This window comes from Paenibacillus sp. J31P190, from assembly GCF_059692075.1.
Window position 1 is genome coordinate 30,104 of the sequence record NZ_JCAUAS010000003.1, and the last position, 19,764, is coordinate 49,867.

General features: G+C 47.6%; 22 protein-coding genes and 1 tRNA gene. 8 read left to right on the forward strand and 15 right to left on the reverse strand.

Features of this window, described 5'->3' with window-relative positions:
• Nucleotides 1-412: 412 nt before the first annotated feature.
• From AC58U0_RS07155 to AC58U0_RS07165, 3 genes are all read left to right on the forward strand, one after another.
• Entirely contained in the window at nt 413-2,203 is a 1,791-nt protein-coding gene (locus tag AC58U0_RS07155; protein WP_497378292.1) for a DEAD/DEAH box helicase, read from the forward strand.
• A complete protein-coding gene (locus AC58U0_RS07160; protein WP_497378293.1) occupies nt 2,200-3,222 on the forward strand; it encodes a YqhG family protein in 1,023 nt (340 codons plus the stop codon). The genes AC58U0_RS07155 and AC58U0_RS07160 overlap by 4 nt, the downstream gene beginning before the upstream one ends.
• A 124-nt stretch (nt 3,223-3,346) precedes the next feature.
• Complete coding sequence (locus AC58U0_RS07165) at nt 3,347-4,297, forward strand: hypothetical protein (protein ID WP_497378295.1); 951 nt, start codon at nt 3,347-3,349, stop codon at nt 4,295-4,297.
• 45 nt (nt 4,298-4,342) lie between these two features.
• On the opposite strand, the gene AC58U0_RS07170 is transcribed toward AC58U0_RS07165, so the two are convergent.
• From AC58U0_RS07170 to AC58U0_RS07180, 3 genes are all read right to left on the reverse strand, one after another.
• Nucleotides 4,343-4,993, reverse strand: a complete 651-nt coding sequence (locus AC58U0_RS07170; RefSeq protein ID WP_497378296.1) for an SGNH/GDSL hydrolase family protein — start codon at nt 4,991-4,993, stop codon at nt 4,343-4,345.
• Nucleotides 4,994-5,120: 127 nt separating this feature from the next.
• Complete coding sequence (locus tag AC58U0_RS07175; protein WP_497378297.1) at nt 5,121-5,318, reverse strand: YqzE family protein; 198 nt, start codon at nt 5,316-5,318, stop codon at nt 5,121-5,123.
• A gap of 79 nt (nt 5,319-5,397) precedes the next feature.
• On the reverse strand, nt 5,398-5,679 hold the full coding sequence (locus AC58U0_RS07180; protein WP_057306875.1) for a hypothetical protein: 282 nt from the start codon (nt 5,677-5,679) through the stop codon (nt 5,398-5,400).
• Nucleotides 5,680-5,843: 164 nt separating this feature from the next.
• Here AC58U0_RS07180 and AC58U0_RS07185 point away from each other — a divergent pair, with 164 nt between their 5' ends.
• Complete coding sequence (locus tag AC58U0_RS07185; protein ID WP_057306876.1) at nt 5,844-6,086, forward strand: hypothetical protein; 243 nt, start codon at nt 5,844-5,846, stop codon at nt 6,084-6,086.
• A gap of 78 nt (nt 6,087-6,164) precedes the next feature.
• On the opposite strand, the gene AC58U0_RS07190 is transcribed toward AC58U0_RS07185, so the two are convergent.
• Both AC58U0_RS07190 and AC58U0_RS07195 read right to left on the reverse strand, forming a co-directional pair.
• Nucleotides 6,165-6,818 (reverse strand): Bax inhibitor-1/YccA family protein, encoded by a 654-nt coding sequence (locus AC58U0_RS07190; protein WP_497378298.1) that lies wholly within the window; start codon nt 6,816-6,818, stop codon nt 6,165-6,167.
• A gap of 194 nt (nt 6,819-7,012) precedes the next feature.
• Nucleotides 7,013-7,096, reverse strand: a tRNA-Leu gene (locus AC58U0_RS07195).
• A 172-nt stretch (nt 7,097-7,268) separates the two neighbouring features.
• Between AC58U0_RS07195 and AC58U0_RS07200 the strand changes: the two genes are divergently transcribed.
• Nucleotides 7,269-7,424, forward strand: a complete 156-nt coding sequence (locus AC58U0_RS07200) for a hypothetical protein (RefSeq protein WP_497378299.1) — start codon at nt 7,269-7,271, stop codon at nt 7,422-7,424.
• Nucleotides 7,425-7,499: 75 nt separating this feature from the next.
• Here AC58U0_RS07200 and AC58U0_RS07205 read toward each other — a convergent pair whose 3' ends face one another.
• Complete coding sequence (locus tag AC58U0_RS07205; RefSeq protein WP_497378300.1) at nt 7,500-8,270, reverse strand: adenosylcobinamide amidohydrolase; 771 nt, start codon at nt 8,268-8,270, stop codon at nt 7,500-7,502.
• Nucleotides 8,260-8,520 carry a hypothetical protein gene (locus AC58U0_RS07210; RefSeq protein ID WP_057306880.1) on the reverse strand — a complete coding sequence of 87 codons (261 nt, stop codon included), beginning with the start codon at nt 8,518-8,520 and terminating at the stop codon, nt 8,260-8,262. The genes AC58U0_RS07205 and AC58U0_RS07210 overlap by 11 nt, the downstream gene beginning before the upstream one ends.
• Nucleotides 8,521-8,675: 155 nt before the next feature.
• Between AC58U0_RS07210 and AC58U0_RS07215 the strand changes: the two genes are divergently transcribed.
• Nucleotides 8,676-8,993, forward strand: a complete 318-nt coding sequence (locus AC58U0_RS07215; RefSeq protein ID WP_497378301.1) for a hypothetical protein — start codon at nt 8,676-8,678, stop codon at nt 8,991-8,993.
• Between the two features lie 454 nt (nt 8,994-9,447).
• On the opposite strand, the gene AC58U0_RS07220 is transcribed toward AC58U0_RS07215, so the two are convergent.
• Together AC58U0_RS07220 and AC58U0_RS07225 are read right to left on the reverse strand one after the other, a co-directional pair.
• On the reverse strand, nt 9,448-9,774 hold the full coding sequence (locus AC58U0_RS07220) for a hypothetical protein (RefSeq protein ID WP_057306882.1): 327 nt from the start codon (nt 9,772-9,774) through the stop codon (nt 9,448-9,450).
• 80 nt (nt 9,775-9,854) lie between these two features.
• Complete coding sequence (locus AC58U0_RS07225) at nt 9,855-10,424, reverse strand: xanthine phosphoribosyltransferase (RefSeq protein ID WP_057306883.1); 570 nt, start codon at nt 10,422-10,424, stop codon at nt 9,855-9,857.
• A 269-nt stretch (nt 10,425-10,693) separates the two neighbouring features.
• Here AC58U0_RS07225 and AC58U0_RS07230 point away from each other — a divergent pair, with 269 nt between their 5' ends.
• Complete coding sequence (locus tag AC58U0_RS07230; protein ID WP_497378302.1) at nt 10,694-11,410, forward strand: DUF4309 domain-containing protein; 717 nt, start codon at nt 10,694-10,696, stop codon at nt 11,408-11,410.
• A gap of 78 nt (nt 11,411-11,488) precedes the next feature.
• On the opposite strand, the gene AC58U0_RS07235 is transcribed toward AC58U0_RS07230, so the two are convergent.
• Nucleotides 11,489-12,094: a DedA family protein gene (locus AC58U0_RS07235; RefSeq protein WP_057306885.1), complete on the reverse strand. Its 606-nt coding sequence runs from the start codon at nt 12,092-12,094 to the stop codon at nt 11,489-11,491.
• A gap of 141 nt (nt 12,095-12,235) precedes the next feature.
• Here AC58U0_RS07235 and AC58U0_RS07240 point away from each other — a divergent pair, with 141 nt between their 5' ends.
• Nucleotides 12,236-13,276, forward strand: coding sequence for a YkvI family membrane protein (locus AC58U0_RS07240; RefSeq protein WP_497378303.1), 1,041 nt, complete (start codon nt 12,236-12,238; stop codon nt 13,274-13,276).
• Here the strand turns inward: AC58U0_RS07240 and AC58U0_RS07245 are convergent.
• From AC58U0_RS07245 to AC58U0_RS07265, 5 genes are read right to left on the reverse strand one after another with little or no spacing between them, the layout of a single operon-like run.
• Nucleotides 13,208-13,645: a hypothetical protein gene (locus AC58U0_RS07245; RefSeq protein ID WP_497378304.1), complete on the reverse strand. Its 438-nt coding sequence runs from the start codon at nt 13,643-13,645 to the stop codon at nt 13,208-13,210. The genes AC58U0_RS07240 and AC58U0_RS07245 overlap by 69 nt on opposite strands.
• 37 nt (nt 13,646-13,682) lie before the next feature.
• Nucleotides 13,683-13,961: a hypothetical protein gene (locus AC58U0_RS07250; RefSeq protein WP_497378305.1), complete on the reverse strand. Its 279-nt coding sequence runs from the start codon at nt 13,959-13,961 to the stop codon at nt 13,683-13,685.
• Between the two features lie 25 nt (nt 13,962-13,986).
• A complete protein-coding gene (locus tag AC58U0_RS07255) occupies nt 13,987-17,214 on the reverse strand; it encodes an AAA family ATPase (protein WP_497378306.1) in 3,228 nt (1,075 codons plus the stop codon).
• Nucleotides 17,211-18,488: a metallophosphoesterase family protein gene (locus tag AC58U0_RS07260; protein ID WP_497378307.1), complete on the reverse strand. Its 1,278-nt coding sequence runs from the start codon at nt 18,486-18,488 to the stop codon at nt 17,211-17,213. The genes AC58U0_RS07255 and AC58U0_RS07260 overlap by 4 nt, the downstream gene beginning before the upstream one ends.
• 20 nt (nt 18,489-18,508) lie before the next feature.
• Entirely contained in the window at nt 18,509-19,678 is a 1,170-nt protein-coding gene (locus AC58U0_RS07265) for a glycosyltransferase family 4 protein (protein WP_497378309.1), read from the reverse strand.
• Nucleotides 19,679-19,764 lie beyond the last annotated feature (86 nt).

Here is a 19,764-nt window from a genome sequence, read left to right on the forward strand (position 1 = left end):
CGCTGCTGCAGGCTGAATTTGATGCACTTTTTACATGAATTCAGGTTCCGCGCCACTTGGTGGACTTTTAACTTCGATAAGGTTCACGACAACTTCCATGGAAAAGTTATGAAAGCGCCTCTTCTGGACATACTAACACGTAATCGATGCAAACTGGTGAGCTTGGAGCCATTTCCCGGCTCTGAGACCCAGTATTGTTTCATTCTCAATTTTCTCACGAAAGCTCAGCTCATGCTTGCAAAGTCATTTTTTTACGAAGTTAGTTTTCTAACGAAAACTCAACTCATTCTTACAAAGATAGTTTTGCTACGCAAAACTCAGTACACGCTTACGAGGTTTGCTTATTAACGAAAGCTCAGCTCATGCTTACGAAGATAGTTTTGCTACGCAAAACTTTAAGGAGGGCACATCGATGCGTCAACATGAACAGCAAGAGAACATTCGCCCCATTCATAATCAGCTTGACATGCACTTTGAGAGGGACTGGTTTACTGAGCTGGACAATCGTGTGCGCGGAGGTGGTCCATGGGACGACTGGACGCTGTACCAGCTAGCCTACGAATCGGAAGAATCGGGGCTTATTTCGACGTTTGACGAGATGCAGTGCCTCGTTCATCTAGGGCAGCTTGAACCTATGGCTCATCAGATTGATACAGCGAAACGTGTGCTAAACGAGATGCGTGGCCGGGCTATTTTGGCCGATGAAGTTGGGCTTGGGAAAACGATTGAGGCTGGTTTGATTTTAAAAGAATACATGATCCGCGGCTTGGTCCGCAAAACACTTATCCTCGTACCCGCTTCCCTTGTGCTGCAATGGGTCCGGGAATTGAATAGCAAATTCGGCATTCCAGCTGTTGCTCATAAAAAAGCCTATATGTGGAAACAAAGCGACGTCATAGTTGCCTCCATGGACACTGCTAAGCGTGACCCGCATCGCGAAATTGTCATGGGTCTTGAATATGACATGTTAATCGTCGACGAAGCCCACAAGCTCAAAAATAAAAAAACGACCAATTACACCTTCGTGAACGAGCTGCGAAAAAAATATTGTCTTCTGCTCACTGCCACGCCGGTGCAGAACGACCTAAAAGAGCTATTCAATCTCATCACCCTGCTCAAACCAGGTCAATTAGGGATTCATAGCAACTTCAAAACCAACTATGTGGTTGGCAAAAGGACACCGAAAAACGAGGGTCAGCTTCAACAGGAGCTTTCCAAGGTTATGATTCGCAATCGTCGCGGCGACGGCGGCGTTCATTATACCAAAAGGGTTGTTAGGAACATTCCTCTCACGCTCTCGAATGATGAACAGGCACTCTACGATGGGGTAACGAATTTCGTTCGAACCAGGTACCAAGAGAGCGCTGGTGATCTAAGCAGCGTACTCTCGCTTATCACTCTGCAGCGCGAAGTCTGCAGTTCCCGGGACGCCGTGTTCATCACGCTCGTCAATTTGTTCAAGAAAACAGCCGAGGACTCACCGCAACGCGCCAAAATATGGGAGCTAGTTGAGCTGATTCGCAGTATTAAAGCGAACACCAAAGCAGAGACCACGATGAAGCTCGTACAAGATATTAATGATAAAGTCATCATTTTCACCGAATACCGCGCTTCTCAAGAGTATCTTCTCAACTATTTGAAGGAGCATAAAATAACAGCTGTCCCTTATCGAGGCGGTATGAATCGCGGTAAAAAAGATTGGATGATGGATTTATTCCGTAATCGGGTACAAGTCCTTGTCGCTACGGAGGCTGGCGGCGAGGGGATTAACCTCCAATTTTGCCATAACATGATTAATTTCGATCTGCCTTGGAACCCAATGCGTGTGGAACAGCGAATTGGCCGTGTCCATCGACTCGGGCAAACGCATGATGTCAACATCTATAACCTATCCACCAGAAACACGATTGAGGAGCATATTCTTTCTTTGCTGCATGAGAAAATCAATATGTTTGAGCTGGTTATCGGTCAACTCGATACGATCCTTGAGAAAATCGAGAAAAAAGGCTCCCTCGAAACGTCTTTGTTCCGCATGGTCATGGAGGCTGGCTCTAGCGAAGATATACGCAGAAAGATCGATGAGCTGGGTCATTCGTTTATCGAGGTCAAATCAGAGATTGAACAAAATCCGGTATATGGGGCAGCCTTCCAAGGTATTCTTGATGCTGTTGGCGGCACGCATACCATCGAGGTAAGACCATGAATAAACGAAACATTCACACGTTCGTCATGCGCTTTCTTGAAGCATATAACTGCACGATTCTAGAGAAATCACCTGCTTACGTCACTGCAAAGCTCTCTCCTGAAGCAGATAGGGAGATGACAGGCCGCCCTTATTATTGGAGCTTCGTAGAACGTACAGGGGCTGCAGCCGAAACGATGACCTATAAGTTCATCTTCGATCCTGAACAGATGAAGCTGGAGACTAAAGCGAAGACCACCGCAACAGCTGTCAAAAGCCCGCCTAACGCGGGGTCGCCCAGCCAGGGCCTGGGCCAGAGCCAGGGGCAAGGTCAGAACCAAGTCCCCCAGCCACCAGACGCAAACTCAGACAGCATTCTTGGCCGCTATTTCGGCTTCGTACCTACGACAGTCATCTCCCAGCGGCTTCCGCAGGACGAAGTAACCTTCGGCAGTAGGCGTCTGGAACAAATGTTCAACATTGTCCGTGAACGAGGACGATTCGTTCATTTGTTTGAGGAACCATTCCCGATGAGTGCTACCTATCACGCTGCGCTTGTCTATGACACCTGGTTCTGCGTGAATTACAAGGTAGAACTTGCTTGCGACCGCAAACGAAGCGAGATTCACTCTCTGGCTATTCATCTGAATAGCGGTGAAATTCGGGAACATTTTCATAAACATATGCTTACCAAGAGCCTCTCTCCGAAGCTTCCTGCGAATAGTCACATTTTGCCTGACACGATTTCACTGCCTAAAGCCATTAATGCCCTTGAAATGATGCTCGAACGTAAGGTCAGTGCGTATGATCATTCTTGGGCTGATGAAGCTAACGAGCAGCACCGCAGCGAAATTAATCGTGTGGAAGCTTATTACAATGGTCTTCTGCTGAGCGCTGAGCCTGACAAAAGAGACGAAATCGAAACCCAATGCCGTAACCGTCTGCAAGAGATTGACTGGCAGCACAAACCCCGTATTGTCGTATCTGTCATCAATTGCGGTTTGTTTCATTTAAATGCCGGACGAGGACCCAGAAACTGACGTTAGTCGCTAAAACATCGCAAAATTAACACTACAGGTTCTAACAATCTTTTTAAGACATAAGAATTACAATAGGTTAATAGGTTCATACCACTAGAGGTTAACGATAGGTAGGTGAACGAGAATGAAGCTGTGGACAACATGGACGGCGGCCTGCTTCATAAGTGTGAGCAGTTTATTATTCATACCGCTCCAAACCTCTGCAGGCGACTCCGTAGAACGGACAAGCTATACGCAGGCGGCAAGGGAAACGATAGCTAGTAACACAGAAACGAAGCCATTACCTGATTTGCGGAGTGAATCCACTTTGACCGCTACGATCAACACTTGGCGAACAACTCTCGCTCGGGAATCGGGGTTTGAACGCTGGCAGACGGCAGTTTGGAACAGTTATCCGCTCGGACCAGGCACACATGGTTGGGTGGTTATCCTCACCGATCATGGACAGGATGTTGGCTATATGATCGTACATGCCGCGGACAACGGCTCCTTCCGATTAACCGAGTACGGAACAGGGAACAATCCGCTATTCAGCTTGACCACGCTGTATCGTTCTTTGGTACAGCAGGAACTCATTCCAACTACTACTTCTTACTCTGATTTTGTTCAAAATGAAACGATTATTTTAGACCGACTTTATATGGACCAGCTAACCGCTGTGTGGAAAATAATTCTCCAAGACCAAACCTATTATTTGGATGCCAAATCCGGAGAGATGCTTCCGCTCAAAGAGGACCCTATCCCGAGGATAACTGAGGATCGTCCAGATGCAACCGATTTGTCGAGCAAAGCTCAAACAGCGTTATATCCCGCCTTTGATCCTTATGATAGGCTCCCGTGGGTCCAGGGCAAACCGCTTCCAGTGACCAAACTGAGCGAACTTCAAAAGGCTTTAAACCCTCAGGCTAAGTTAACCTATGTCACCGAGCTCTATGATGGTCAAGTCACGCTGCCGCTCGCCATTCTGGGTTATCAACAATGGGTATCTGGGGATACCTACCTGACTTTAGATCATGTTGGACCCCGTTACGTGCTGCTGGAGAATGCTTTAAAGTTAGGACATATTTTTCCGTGAGAACAGCCTTAGACCGCTATTTCCAGAGGTCTAAGGCTTTCCGCTTTATTTCCAAGTAAAATCAATAGCTTCAAGAAAAGCTTTAGCTAAAATGGTATGACCAACGTTATTCGGATGAACACGATCCCAAGCGATGTAGGCAGGGTAGTAAGCCTGTAGAACAGGTTCGAAAGCCGCTTGTGTATCCACGAAAAGGGAGCCTGTTTCTTCGGCTATCTGTTTCACGACTGCCCCGTATTGATCCATTTGGGAACGCATGGCATCTTGCGGATTCGGCTCTATGTAAAAGGGTGTCATCAGTACAAGCCCTTTGACAAGAGGACGTGTCTGTTCGACCAGCTCTCTTAACGTCTTTTCATAAGTCTCAATGCCCACTTGGTTTTCCTTTTGATGCGGTACGTCAAAATGCCTCCAAACGTCATTAATACCGATCATGATAGATAACCAGTCCGGCTTCAAATCGATGACATCCGTTTGCCATCTAGCTTGGAGATCAAGTACCGTATTACCGCTGGTACCCACATTAACGGTACGAATTTGAAGCTCTGGATACGTAGCATTGATCAGCCCGTCCACGATAGAAACATAGCCTTTACCTAAAGCTCCGAATAATCCTTCGCCAATCGGTCTTGATCGTTCGCAATCCGTAACAGAATCACCAATCATGACAAGCTTATTATTTTTCTCAAGTTTCATTATGACATCTTCCCCCAATTTATGGTAGTAACGTTCGTCCTGATATATTCGATATATAAACAAAAAAACCTCTCGCACCAATTATCAGGATGAATTAAATCTCCCGATCATAGGTGAAGAGGCTTTGTCATTTTACCTTTTTGGGTTTCGCCAGATCAATTAACATACGTGTGGCCAGCGGCAGCATGCCGAACCAGCGTGTTTGCCAGCTTTCCCGCTGTTCCTTGCTTATGGCTTTGACTTGCTGTCGAACTTCCCTTGGTGTTTCTATATACGTGACGACTTGCTGTGTTATGTACTTAACCAGATCATCGCTTTTTGCCATATGTCCACCTGCCTTCTATCCCTATTTTAACCACAGAGACAGGAGCTTAAACTTGCAAAAGACAGGTGGATATAGGGGATTAACCGATTTTGCCGCCACTCTCCGCAATGATTTTGTCTGCAAAAGATTTAATCGTGCTGCATCCGAGCAGCATCGGTTTATTATCACACTGCAATAACAAGGTATGAGCATTCGTATCCCATGCATATTGAAATCCGACATTCATGCCAACCACCGTTACCATGAACTTGCCTTGTGTTGTATTAGGAATCGTAATGCCCTGCTTTCTGCCGACTTGTTGTAAGGCTTTGAATACCGAAGACGAAATCCCTCTATACGTCCATGTGCTGCAAGCCGCCATAGGTCATCTCCTCTCTCCCCTTATAGGATCATTAAATTGTATGAACAGAGAAAGGAAATCGTGCTTGTTTCTTAAAAATCCATTGATCATAGCGCAGTCTTACACGTCTATTCACGTTATCCAAGCATACACTAGAGTAAGTAGAGAGAGAGGTGTTGACTTGGATGTGGAAACAGATGCTGCTAACGGAACAGCTAGAGATTCAAATGGACGAATCCAATCATCTACTCGAAGTCAAATTGAGCAGAACCGAGCAGGAGGAGACAGCAACCGTCCGATTAAACCATGCTGAACTCATCCAAATCCTGCATACCCTGCTCGAAATTAATCGAAGCTTCCGCGGAGATATCTCCTATTTTCATTCCGTTCAAGTTCAGGTCAAGCCCAAGCTCGATCTCCTAAGATAGCTTCAAGCAAAAAAGCACGTTCGTCTCTCACCGTACGGTGAGAGACGAACGTGCTTTTTGGTGTCTCTGATGATTTGTTTAATCCCTGTTTAACCCAACAATTGAAGCTAGGAACTTCAAGATGTACAAGAAGAGATTAATGAAATCGAGATAAATATTTAATGCTGCGAGTGGGACCTCTTCCGCGGATACACCGTTTCGGTATTGAGCTACATCGTAGAGAACCCAACCGCTGAAAATCAAGATGCCGATCATCGACCATACTAGGTTCATTGCAGAACCAAAGTTAACGAACATACCGACTACACTCATGAGCACGAGTCCGATCGTCCCTGCAAACAAGAAGCCGCCTAGAAAGCTGAAATCACGCTGCGAACGATGGGCATAAAAGGCAAGTCCGCCGAAAATTGCTGCAGTTGCGAAGAATGCGCCAGATACTACATTTGCCCCCAGCAACCCGCCATACGCCATAATAACTGGGTACAAAGTAACCCCTGAAATCGCGGTAAATGCATAAAGAAAGCCATAACCGATATGTTTGCCGCGAACACGAATGATGATTGCGGCCACCAGCATGACCACCTCAGCAATGATGAAAAGCATGACCATCGATGGCGGAACGACAATTGCACCGATCAATGTCCCGAGGAAGGAAACCAACAGGGAAATTGCAAACGTTTGAAGCACATGAGCAAAACTGCCAGAATGCGTAACTGTAATCGTTCTATCCATGAAACATCAGCCCCTTTGTAATGATGTACAATCTATACTATGTATTATACCTAGTTTTCATGAAAGCCGCTATACATCTATGCGGTTAAAACATTAGAGCTCAATAACAAATCCCAAATTGATGAAAAAGACGAACATGGTTGCACAAAAACAAAACAACCCCTTCAGACTTAACTGAAAGGGTTGTTACTTGATGCGATCAAGAGGACTCGAACCTCCACGGGGGTAAGCCCACACGGACCTGAACCGTGCGCGTCTGCCAATTCCGCCATGATCGCGTATACGGCTGCTCTATGAACGAAGTCATAATAGCTGCGACAAAGTTTAATATAACATGGGAAATGAGAGCTCGTCAACGACACTTTTACAATTCGTGAATAATTCTTCCCTTCACTCCTAACCCTATTCGCAAAGGAGGAATGACCTATTAACGAGGAAGAAATTAACGCCTTGGAACCGAAATATACAGGTAATCAAAGGGATCTTACAGAAGGTGAAGCTGAAGCCATTGTGCATGATCCTAACTACAAAAGTGAAGATGAGGATGAATCTGGACTAGGCGCGATTGCAACCGCAGCTGCCTACGGTGTTTTCCGTAGAACTTAACTAACAATACTTGAATCCTTCATGCAAATGCGGGAGCCTACCAAATGGAACAAACGCCCTACTTATCCACATGGATTAGTAGGGCGTTTGTTCATACAATTGTCCGGAATGCATGATGGCTTCGTATACCGTTCTTCCGATCAAGTAACCAAGTGCCGTCGCTGTACCCGCGTAACGATAGGTCTGGCCACGGCACGTAGCAGCAATAAGTACGGCATCGGTTGTCGTTCCTGTCGCAGGCTGACCCTCAACGAGGATACCTAATGCTTGTAGAGCTGCAGTTTTGGCCTCAGTTGCTGTAATGACAGCATTAACCATAGCCGCATCGGTTAAGCAACCATTGATAACGACAATCGTGTTAATCGTTCCAGGGTAAAGGGAAGCGGCAGGCAGTTCAGCTCCTGCTCTTGCTTTATTCCCCAGCCCCACCGTAACCCACGAGCAAACTTGAAGAGGCTCCTGCTCTGGCTTCATTGCAAGTTTCTGGCCGAATTCGCTGATAACACCGTCTTCGCCCGTTTCCCAGGTAAGGCTGCTGTAGCCAACTTCCTTTACCTTCGCCGCGGTCAGCATACCCGCTGTTTCTTGGGGATTCAAACCCTCACGCTGGATGAATTCCTCCATCTCACGGAGCGGATCAGCCTCATTATACAGCTTGTCCACCTGCCGATTCATCATCACCTTATGCGTGCCGAATCCACCGCCCCACGGCGAAGAATTCAGCGTACGCAGCGGATTTTCGCTGCAAATCCGCAAGTATGTACTTTGGTGAGAACTAACCAAGTCCATGCGAATACCAGAGATAGGAACCTCCATGGATCCCATCCATGCGTCCTTATTCGTCATCAGAAACGCCATCTGGTTCGATGGGATCCTGCGGAAGCATAAATTCAGGAGGTCTTTCGGCTTCATATGGTTGATAGATATAATTGCGTGCGAGCTTGACTACTTTGCGGTTTTTTTTGCGAATTAAGACGCTCTCGTCATCCCAAGCTACTACTATTCCACGCACATCATTCGTTGGACTGACGTCCCGAATAACACGCAATAATGTGCTCTCAACTCTATAGTGATCAAGCTGTTCTTCCGATATCATTAACTTACCTCCAACCTTTCATATGTACTTCTTTAGCATACACTAATTCGGATTTAGATCAAACTTTACATAAAACCGCTTTACTGAGGTTAACTTAACTAATGACGAAACAAAACTAACACAAAAAGCAAACTTACTCCATGGGAGGTTCTATAGTGGATAAAAAGACGTACTACATCAACGTTGGCACGGGGGAAGTTCTGGAAGACAAAGGAGCACTTAATTTCGAATTCGAGATCTCAGCAACCGAAGAAGAAATTGATAAGCTTCAAGAGCTTTTCGAGGAAACCGATAACTCCTCCCAAGGCAGCTATGCAACTTCTTGGCTTCCTTGGAAAGTTTATTACTCCAATGAGGCCAATCAGGAATACGATTATTATTTAACGGAAGTATACCGAACTCTTCACAAGCTTGGTTCTGAACAAACGAAAAGGCATATTGAAAGCATGAATATTCTCGATAATGGAGTCTGAGTTAGTTGAAACAGAGATTGAGTTAGAGATTGAGTTAGAGATTGAGTAGAGTTAGAATTAGAATCAGAGAATGGCGTCTGAGTTAGAGTCTGAGACATTGTCGAGCATGCGTCTAAATCTGATTTCCCCTTCAGCGAATCCGAAAAAGCCGGTGCCACCGTTCCGTGAGGGAACGTAGATCCTCTATTTGTGCGATATGAGCCTAAATTAACGGTTAAAAGGAACGACGATTCGTTATTTCACTGTTTCGGTTCCTTAATCCTTCAATTTTCATCAAATAACGTCTTCTCGTTCCGCTAATTCAATTTTTAGCTCATATTTCCAAAAATAACGAATCGTAGTTCCTCAATTCAAAAAAACTAACCTTAAACCAAGAAACCAACACCATTTATTTCATGAAAAAGGCCAACGAATCCTCTCGGATCCATTGGCCTCTTTCTTATATGGGCATAAATTAACTAACATGTTCCTTCGAATCATTCGTCTCGTACCAGAAATCAAGGACTTTGCTAGACATTACGCGCTTCTGAATATACTCCACTTGTGCGGCAGAGAAATGTTGTTCCCACTCGATAGTCAGTTCGGTGCAGAGCTTTACGATTGTTAATAACTCGGACCATGCTACATATCGTTTGTACCAGAAAAATTGAGGGTGTTCGATCATATACGGATACAGATCATCAAACTCTGTATGCTTACAATCTAGCGCACGTTCAAAATGTGTTTTGGCTTCCCCAAGCTTTGTCATAAAATATTCAATGGAACCATTTTCGATACCCATAGATGTCAGCCTCCTCTCATACCATATACTCATTATAAAGGATAAATCGGTTTGAGGGAAGTCATGAACAAATTGTAAAATCAGTTAAAAGTGATTTGCCCATTCGCAAGTGAGGAAATTCGAGCTAAGGATTCCACACGAATTCCACGCTCTCGAATCGAGCTTCCGCCAGCTTGGAATGATTTTTCTACAGCAATTCCTACACCAACTAGCTCAGCTTCCGCTTTTTCAATGATACGAATTAATCCGCGTGCTGCATCTCCATTCGCGATAAAATCATCGATCAGCAGAACTCGCTCGCCTTTGTGAAGCAAATGAGAGGATACCATAATGTCCGTAACAATCCCTTTGGTAAAGGACGGCACACGCTCACTATATGTATCTTGATCCATGGTCAACGTCTTCTTCCGACGTGCAAATATCATGGGAACCTCAAGATGTAAAGCTGTCGTATATGCAATCGGAATCCCAGACGACTCTACAGTAAGTACCTTGTCAGGCTTCGTTTCTCTAAACAATCTTGCAAATTCTTTCCCCATCTCCATGATGAGTACAGGATCAACCTGATGATTAAGTATGGCATCCAGCTTTAGCACTTGATCCGACACGACTACACCGACCTCTAGGATCCGCTGTTTTAATAATTCCATGATTCTAGCCCCCTAAACCTGTCTATTATGAGTAAGTTACCATATTGATGAAGTAGGTTTCAAGTCCCAATTTGTGAATATCCCTCTTTTGAAGTGAAACTTTTACTCTGTATAAGGTGTCTATATGTATATAGGCTTCAGCATTTTGAAATTTGTCTACAATTGCTCACATTTGGGTAACTTGATGCATTGAAATAGAACCAGAAAACAGTATGATTAGTAATGTTGCATTTTTCACTCCAATTATTCGGCAGAAAGGATAGATGACGATGAACAACCTGCTTAAACCTGTCATGCTTGGCTTTGTGCCAGTCGCATTTGCTTCTTTACTGTTAGCTGGATGCCAAGAGTCATCTGCTCCTTCCGGACAGCCTACTATAGATCCAACTAACCATGTACAAAATAACCCTATTGCAGAAAGCACTCCTCCTGCGATCGTAGTAGCAACAGCGACAGCATCACCTTCGCCAACGCCGGAAGACACGGCGAAGCACGAGGCACAAGTCGCGGGCACGTCCAAAACGGATTTAACCGACATCCCCCCATTATCTGCGAGTTCGAAGCCAACCGCTAAGCCGAAGATTAAAGCAGAGGATGCGTACCAACAGGAAAAACCAACGTTGATGGGCTTGAAGCTCGGAACGAGTAAGGACGTTGTGCTTGAACGTTTTGGGAAGGCGAAGAAACAATTCGTGATGGATGCAGATGAAGACGCCATTCAAGTCTATGATTTCACGGATTTCTCCGTAGGCTTCAATAAGAAGGATGCTCTTGAGTTTGTTGACGTACATTCCACGGAGATTGATCCTGGGCTGCGCGGATTGCGCCTCGGTCAGAAAGTCCAAGACGCTGTTGACATTCTAGGCAAACCGGATACTAACTCCACTTATGTTCTTTCCTACAAGTCGCAAGGAACACTGCTTAAGCTCGACATCGATCCGACGGAGGGCACCATCCAATCGATTAAACTTTTCGCAAACCATTAAATGCAAAGAATGCAAAATAAGACCATGAATGCTCCTCTTATAGGATGCACTTATGGTCTTATTTCATGTGTACGGGAATCATATCGCTCTCCGCTTCCGGAAGCGGAAGTAAATGGCCGTTCCAATAATGGCTATAACCGCTATAGTCAATAAGCTTATTCCCATGTATTTATGTATCAATTGGAATAAACCCTCCAAGTTACTGCCAATAAAATGCCCTAATGTTAAGAAGGTTGTACACCACAGCAGAGCTCCTGTGCCCGCGAAGAACAAATATTTATAAAACTTAACTCCGCTTACACCTGACAAATAACAAGTGAAATGACGTACCCCCGGCACGAAATACCCAAAGAAAACAGTCCAGAGCCCATACTTCTTAAACCACCCCTCGGCCCGCTCAATCCGGTTCGGTGTTAGTTTAAACCATTTGCCATACCGATAAAGAAACGGTTTACCCACGCGATGACCGATTAAATAACTAACAACCATCCCTGTCATCGTGCCGGCATAAATCACAATTAACGCTGTTCCAAACTCAAAGGGACCTCCAAGTGCCGTTAACGAACCCACAAAAGCCATTAGGGTTTCATCTGGTACGGGTACCCCAACGATTCCAGCAGACAGCAAAAGGTATAAAGCAATATATCCATAATGACTTATGAAATCATATAGAAATTCCTTCACAAAAGACTCACTCCCGCATTGTACTTCGTCTTATTCAATCCCATTCTAACAGAAATGACAGCTTGCCCCAAGTTCCAGTCATGCGCGTGAGATCCCGAACATACCTTGTACTATATCAAACGAAAGAAAGCGGGGCAATCTATGCGAACAGGTTCACAGATCGTCCGTGTTGCCTTTACCTACATTGGAACGGTTGTTGGAGCAGGGTTCGCTTCTGGACAAGAGATCCTGCAGTTTTTCACACGTTACGGCTGGCTAGCCTCGTTGACGATTGCTTTATCCAGCATCCTTTTCATCTGGATTGGCATTAAACTCATGCTGATGGCTCATGATCTGAAAGCCGCATCCTATGAGGATTTAAATCGAGCCATTTTTGGCCAAAGAATTGGTAACGCCATTAGCTTGTTTATGATGATCGTCCTTTTTGGGATTACAACCGTCATGCTCGCTGGGGGCGGAACCGTATTTGAGGAACAGCTGCACCTCTCCTACCAAACAGGACTCTTCGTGACATTGGTGCTCGCCTATTTCGTATTATCCCGCGGAATTGGCGCCATTATGACCGTGAATTCAATCGTCGTTCCCATCATGCTGCTCTTCAGCCTGGTCATCGTCGTTTATACGTGGCATTCGCCTTCTTCTGGAAACTGGCTGCGCATTACAAGCGATGATCCACTAGAAAAAATATGGTTCGCACCTTTCCTCTATACCGCCTTTAATTTAGCGATGGCCCAAGCTGTGCTCGTTCCAATGGGAGCGTCCATTCGCAATCGATCCGTTCTTTACTGGGGCGGACTGCTTGGCGGTGCAGGCATTGGGCTGCTCCTGTTGTCTGCACATTACGCACTTTCCGCGCAAATGCCAGGTATCGCACAATTCGAGATCCCCATGGGGAATATTATTACCCGACTAGGATCCGTACCGCAAATTGCTTATTTACTCGTTATTTATGGTGAAATTTTCACGACCTTCATTGCTGACGCCTACGGCTTGTCCCAGCAGCTTCAACAGCGCATGAAACTACACCCTAAGGTTATTCTGGTTAGTATCCTAATACTTAGTTATCTAATCAGTCAAATTGGTTTCAAAATACTGCTTTCCGCTTTGTATCCCTTATTTGGCTTTATCAGTGTTGTATGGCTCGTTCTGATGATCTGGCGCAACCGCAAGCGTGCGATGTAGGGCTCCTGACTGAATAAAACCAAGAACGATAATCAATCGTGCAAACAACAGAAGCATACCCATCGCAGAAATAATGATTCCAGTAAGCAAATAGGAGAAATGGAAATTGGCAATAACTGTTTGATCTCGCCAAACAGCAATTAGCTCGGCTAACAATAGTAAAAGACCGATAATAAATAATAAAATGACCGCGTAATCAATGACCGTCCATTTTGAAAAGTATTTGACGGCAATTTCCACCTGACCTGCTGGTTTTGGCGCTGCCGCCTGCTGCTTCCAAAGCTGATGAACCATCCAAGCTGTATATATGGCAACCCCTGTTACAAAAAGGCCAAGCAGGCCACCTATAATAGCTAATAGCATGTTCATAAAGCTGATCCCCCCTTCATTCAATCCTTACTTGCTGTTAGCCATGACGCAACCCATAAATGAGAACAAGCGTTAATAGGAAACAGAAGACGGGAAGCGAATAAAGTAAGGGGAGAAGCAACCAACTAGGAAGACTCATGGCTGGAAGCCAAAACAGCTGCAGACGCTTTTCTCCAACATGCCCCTCATCTTCCATCGATAATTTATCGGCTAAAGATTCCGATGCCCCTTCATTCCATTCGATCTTCCCCTTCTTCCATCCGACCTGATAGGTGATTTCCCGATGCTCTTTCTTCTTATCGTTTTCTGATTCCAATTCCGATTCCTCCATTGCAACGCTTCTACAAACGAATTAAGCGATTTCCGGGAATAACTCTTGCTGCCGCATCTCGCACGTGGCTGTGACAGGTAAAGAGCAGCACTTGATGCCTGCTGCTTATGTCTGCAAGAACACGCAAACAGCTCTCCATTCGTTCCTCATCGAAATTGACGAGTATATCGTCCATCACCAGCGGTAAAATAGCCTTGCCAGCATACTCCTGGGCGAGTGCAAAGCGCATGGATAAGTAGAGCTGCTCTGCCGTTCCCCGACTAAGCTGACTCGTATCCAGCGACTCTCCATTCGCTCGTATGGCCACTAGACGCTGCTCACCGAATGGCGCTTTGACATGGGTGAAGGCACCGTTCGTCATCTTCGCAAAGTAATCCGATGCTCGCAGAAGCACGCCAGGCTGCCGTTCATGCTCGTAAAATTCGCGGGCTTTCTTCATCAGCAGTGAAGCAAAAGAAGCTACGGCGTATTGATCCACTTGCTGACGAATAGTAGCCCGGTAAGCTTCAGCTTGAAGAAGATGATCGGCCTGTTCAGAGCCTTGCTCCAGCTTCTCAATTTGTCCCGCTAGCTTGCCAACAACTTCTCGAAGTTCATTCGTTTCATGGGCGGTATCGGTTAATTGTCCTTGAAGGGATGCGATTTGAAGTGCGATATCCTCTTCTCCATGGTTTTCCAAAAGCTCGGTGTAACTGGCAAGTAAGGAGCGGCTAAGTAACGTTTCGAGCGAGGTTTCCAGCAATATTTGTTCTTCCGAAAGTTTCCTGCGTTGATCCTGCTCTCTCTGATGAATACGCAGTTCTTCACCGTCACATGCAGAGGCTTCCTGTAAAAGCTGGTCCAACCGGCCTTGTGTACGCTGCTCGTTGGTCTGTAGAAGCTGCAGCTCTTGCTCGGTTTCCGAATATAACTGCTCGCTATGCTTCTTCTCCGCAAGCAGCTTCACCTGTTCTTGCTCCTGTTCTTTCCAGCGTTTGAGCGCGAATACGGGCTCTTGACGCACCGCTGGTGAAAGCCGAAGGAGTGAACCGACTGTCTTTTCGTAATGATCGATGTTTGTTACTAATGTCTCAAGCTTGGACTCCAGCTTATGAAGCTGACGAAGACTTTCCTGTCCTTGCTCAATCGTCTGGATGGTTTCTAGCAGGGCATCTGCAGATAACCGCGTACTTAGTCCGAGCGTTTGCAACCAATGACTCCAATCCGACTCTAGCTGATCTGACTCTCTCACAAGCTGCTCGAAATAGCCACTGCGCTGATCTTCTTGCTGCCGAAGAGATTGCAGCATCTCCTTCGTATCCTGCAGCTTCTCTAGTTTACGAAGCAGCTCGCTTCGTTGCTGCTTATTTTGCTCAGCTTCACGCATCCAAGCATCCAGTTGAGGCTGGAGCACCTCAAGAGGCATTGATACAGATCGGCCCAACGAATAAGCAGCTGATGCTGCCGCAGCTTCACCGTAGCCCGTTTGCTGCTGGGCAAAAGGTTGAATTTGTTCTTGCAGACGGCGCTCCAGCAAGCGAAGTTCATCGCTCAGACTTTCTTCCCTGATCGGGGATGAAGTCATCGCTCTGGAAGAGCGACTCTCTGTCTCTGCACGATCAGAAACAAGTAAATAGAGTGCAGTACCAGCAAATAAAAGAAAGGCGCAGAGAGCTGCCAGCCAGTTGCCCTGCCATAACAGCAATAATGGCGCCAAGACGGCCAATAGGCCGGTTATGACAACGATGCGTTGACGTAGTCTCCGTGAGGCCGTTTTGCCTGCTTTCGCCGCTTCTTCCAGACTAAGCTGGAACTGATTTTCCACAGCATCGCGTTCTTTTTGATGGGCAAGCTCTCTCACAAGCAGCTGCCACCTGGCATAATCTCTCGCTATTTTGTGCAAGGTGGAAGATGGATCTGCTCCTCCCCAATCGGGAGAGGCTGAACCATCTGTTCTTACCCCGCTTTTATGTAGATCGGATTCTAAGCTCCTTACCGTGCCTTGGACGCGTTCGACCTGCTGCTGCAGACTCTCAAGCTCTGTTCTGACGCGCAGCTCACTCTCCTTGGACTTATGAAACCGCTCTTTGTAAGCTCGTACCTGTTCACGCAGCGAAATCGTTACCGAGAATGAGGCTAAATGTGTCTCCTCCCAGTGAACATCTATTTGTTTAAGCAGCCTATCTACCTGCGCGCGTTGGTGTTCCTGCTCCACGCGCATTTGATCCATGCTGCGTTTATTCTCTTCATATGTGGCTGCTTGCTCCAGCCAATGATTCAGCTCGATCTGATGCTCAAGCAGATCAGGCACAAGCTCTATGGCGCGCAGCTGGCTCGTTAGGCTCATCTGCCTCAGCAAGAGCCGAGCGCGCTCCGCGTGGATGCGCTCCAGCTCTGCCTCGAGCGCGTCAAGCCTCGCCGAGGCATGCTCGGGGAAGCCCGCCAGCGCAGGCAGCGCCGCAAGCTCCTGGCCGATCTGACGCAAGCGGATCCATCCGCTGCGCGCCTTGCCGGCCAGGCCAAGCTTGTGCAGCTCCGCGCGCAGCGACTCCTGCTGCGCCTCCAGGGCAGCAATGCGCTCCTCCGCGGAGCGGCGCTCCGCTCGCAGCCGATCGTAGTCGGCTGCTGGATCCCGGCTGCGGCGCAGCGACTGCTCCAGACCCTCAAGCTCCTTCAGGAGACGGTTCATCTCCTGATTGCGCCCGCGGGGTCTGTACAGGCCATCGGCCTGCGCCGTCAGCTTGCGCTCGGCCTCCATGATGGCCGAGCCGCTTACACCAAGCCCAGCGCTATACAGATAGCCGCTGAGCTCGTCCGTTTGCAGGGTGCGCAGCTCCTGCAGCTCGGTTAAACCGAAAGCGAACAAGCTGCGAAAGAGGTCGGCCGATAGGCCGCCCAGCAGCGTGTTCAGCAGCTCTTCGCCCCCGGTGGTGCCATCACCGAGGGTGACCTTGACGAGCCCCGCAGAGGCTCGTCTGCCGCCTGCGGCGGGCGCGTCGTAGCGCTCGATGCGAATGAGCTGACCCTGCTCATCGAGCAAGGTTAGCGCGCCTCCATGGGCGCCGCCGCCCAGCGGCTCGTAGCGTTCCAACCGGCTCTGACGCGTCGGGAAGCCGAACAGTACCGCGCGGACGAAGCCCATGAGCGTGCTCTTGCCCGCTTCGTTGGCGCCGTAAAACAGCACCAATGGGCTGTCCGTATCAAGCTGCCGCTCGCGCAGGCTGCCGAAGCCTTGAACCTGCATGGATACGATTCTCATCCATGTCCCCCCCCATCCGCGGACAACAAGTCCGCGGCTAATTCTTGTGCGGCGCGCAGCCACTCGCGCAACCGTTCAGGCTCCGCCGCAGCCGGGTTACCGGCTGCCTGCGGCAAGCTCTGCAGCGCGACCAGCGCCTCGCTTGCAAACAAAGCAAGCGCTTCGTCGTCGCCTTGCAGCGCAGCCGAATACCGCAGGAGGTCGCCAAGGAAGCTCTTCTCCTGCTGTATGGCCTCGAGGTCGAGCTCACTTGCCGTTCGGTCCTCGATCGATTCCACCCAGACGAAGCGGCTCCGCTCGGCTTCGTCCTCACGCAGCTCGGCGGTCAGCTCCTGCAGAGCCCGCCCCTTGCGCAGCAAGCCATGCACCGCGCTGCGCCCTTCCAGAACAAGACGGACGACAGCATCTCTGCCGTCCGCCTCAGACCGAATCCGCTCGAGCTGCTCCCCGAGCCGGTCTTTCAATTCCTGCTCTGTCTGTATGCCTGCCACAGACAGCCGCTCTAGGAACCAACGAACCTGGTCCAACGCATGGAAGGTTAACTCAGCTCGTCCATCCTCAGACATATCGACGATATAACACCCACGTGGTCCTGTTTCCCGAATACTTCGGCCCTGCAGGTTCCCTGGGTAAACAATCGCCGGCTGCTGATGAAGCACATTCCTCGTATGTACATGGCCTAATGCCCAGTAGTTCATACCCGCTTCAAGCAAATCCTGCTTGCTGCAAGGGGCATAATTATCATGACCGGGATCACCGTCGACATTCGTATGCAAAAGGCCGATCTGACAGACGTTTTCTCGGCCTGCTCTAAATTTAATAGCTAAATTATCCGTAACCCCAGCGCTTCGATACGAAATGCCATGAATCTGGGCGATGATGCCGCGATTCGGCTTTTCCACGCTAATCGTCTCTACTTGGTCGCACGCAAAAAAATGGACTGCTGCCGGCCAATCCAGTTTCGCGGCACGTCCATCCTCCGGGTCATGATTTCCATGAATAATATAAGTAGGAATTCCCTGCTCCGCTAATCGCTCCAGTGCTTTCTGGAAGCGGATTTGAGCGCGCAAGGAACGATCGGATAAATCATAAACATCCCCACTAATGAGTACAAAATCTACCTGTTCTTGTATCGCTAAAGCCACGAGTTCCTTGAGAGCTTCAAACGTCGATTCTCGTATTCGCTCACGAACCCGTTCAGGCAGCGCCGACATGCCTTTGAACGGACTGTCCAGATGCAGATCGGCGGCATGCATAAACCGCAGTCGTTTCATGTCTCAAACGCCTTCCTAATTCAGCTTTTTTCACTATCGGCACTATCATCGTTACTGGGTTGAGCAGCGATTGGATAACTCTCGTATACACTTTTAAGCTGCCGCAGCACACGGTTTAAAGAATAAGTTTTCTTCGCCTTTTCCCAAGCAGTTCGTGCCAAATTATAGCGGAAAGTAGGATCAATGACGACTTTTTCCAAAGCATGGCTAAGCGCCATCGCATCACCAACCGGCACAAGCAAGCCGTTATGTCCATGTTCGATTTGCTCCGCAATCCCGCCGACATCAGTTCCGATCAGTGCTAACCAGCACAGTGCTGCTTCTGCAAATACAGACCCGAATGCCTCCGCACGCGATGGCAGAACGAATACATCAAAGAACGGCATAAATTCTTCTGGATGCAGCATATAGCCATAGAAAATCGTTTCTTCGTAAATATTATGCTGAATCGCGAGCTTCTCCAGCTCTTCTCGGCTCGGTCCATCACCAATAATATGTAAAACGAAGGGATGACCGCGTTTTTTTAGCTCTCCGCAAGCAATCAGCAGTGTATCCAGTCCTTTGGCAGGCACTAAACGGCAAACGGTTATGAACTGCGTAACCGGATTTTCATGTGAAATCGGACGAAAACGCTTTTCGTCAAAACCATTGGGAATAACGCCAATTCGTTCACTATCCTGCACATATTCCGCCATATATTGCTTGAACGAATTAGAGACTGTGATCATCTGATCGACTCTCGCTTCAAGCTCCCCATAAATTTGAGTAAGGAATTGATGCTCCACGCCATTCTCTTGAATACGTCCATTCAAAATAAGCTCTCTCTCAAAGCTAGAGTGAATGGTTAAAATGACGGGTGTTTCGGGATAAATCTGCTTCATGGCAAGTGCCGCAATCGGATGATGGGCATGGATGATATCATACTTCTTGGAAATTCTCAGCTTCGTCCACCAAACATAATCCTTGTACGTCTGAATGTATTTATCAACGATCGGGTTTCCGGCATACTTCCGCCAATCAAAAGTGACGAACTCCACTTCCTCAGTACCCTTGCCTCGAATCCGCTTAGGTAGCGAAAATAATTCCATTTCCCAGCCTTTTTTATTAAAACGGTCCAATATATAGGGAACCATGGATGACACCCCACCCGGCTGTTCCGGGGGGAAAAACAATGCTTGCAATATGTTCATTGCATGAGCCCCTCTCCCAAATCCTTGAGCTTACCTTCTTATTGTAACTTGTGTGCGCCGAATAGAAAAGAGAACACCTTCGAGCC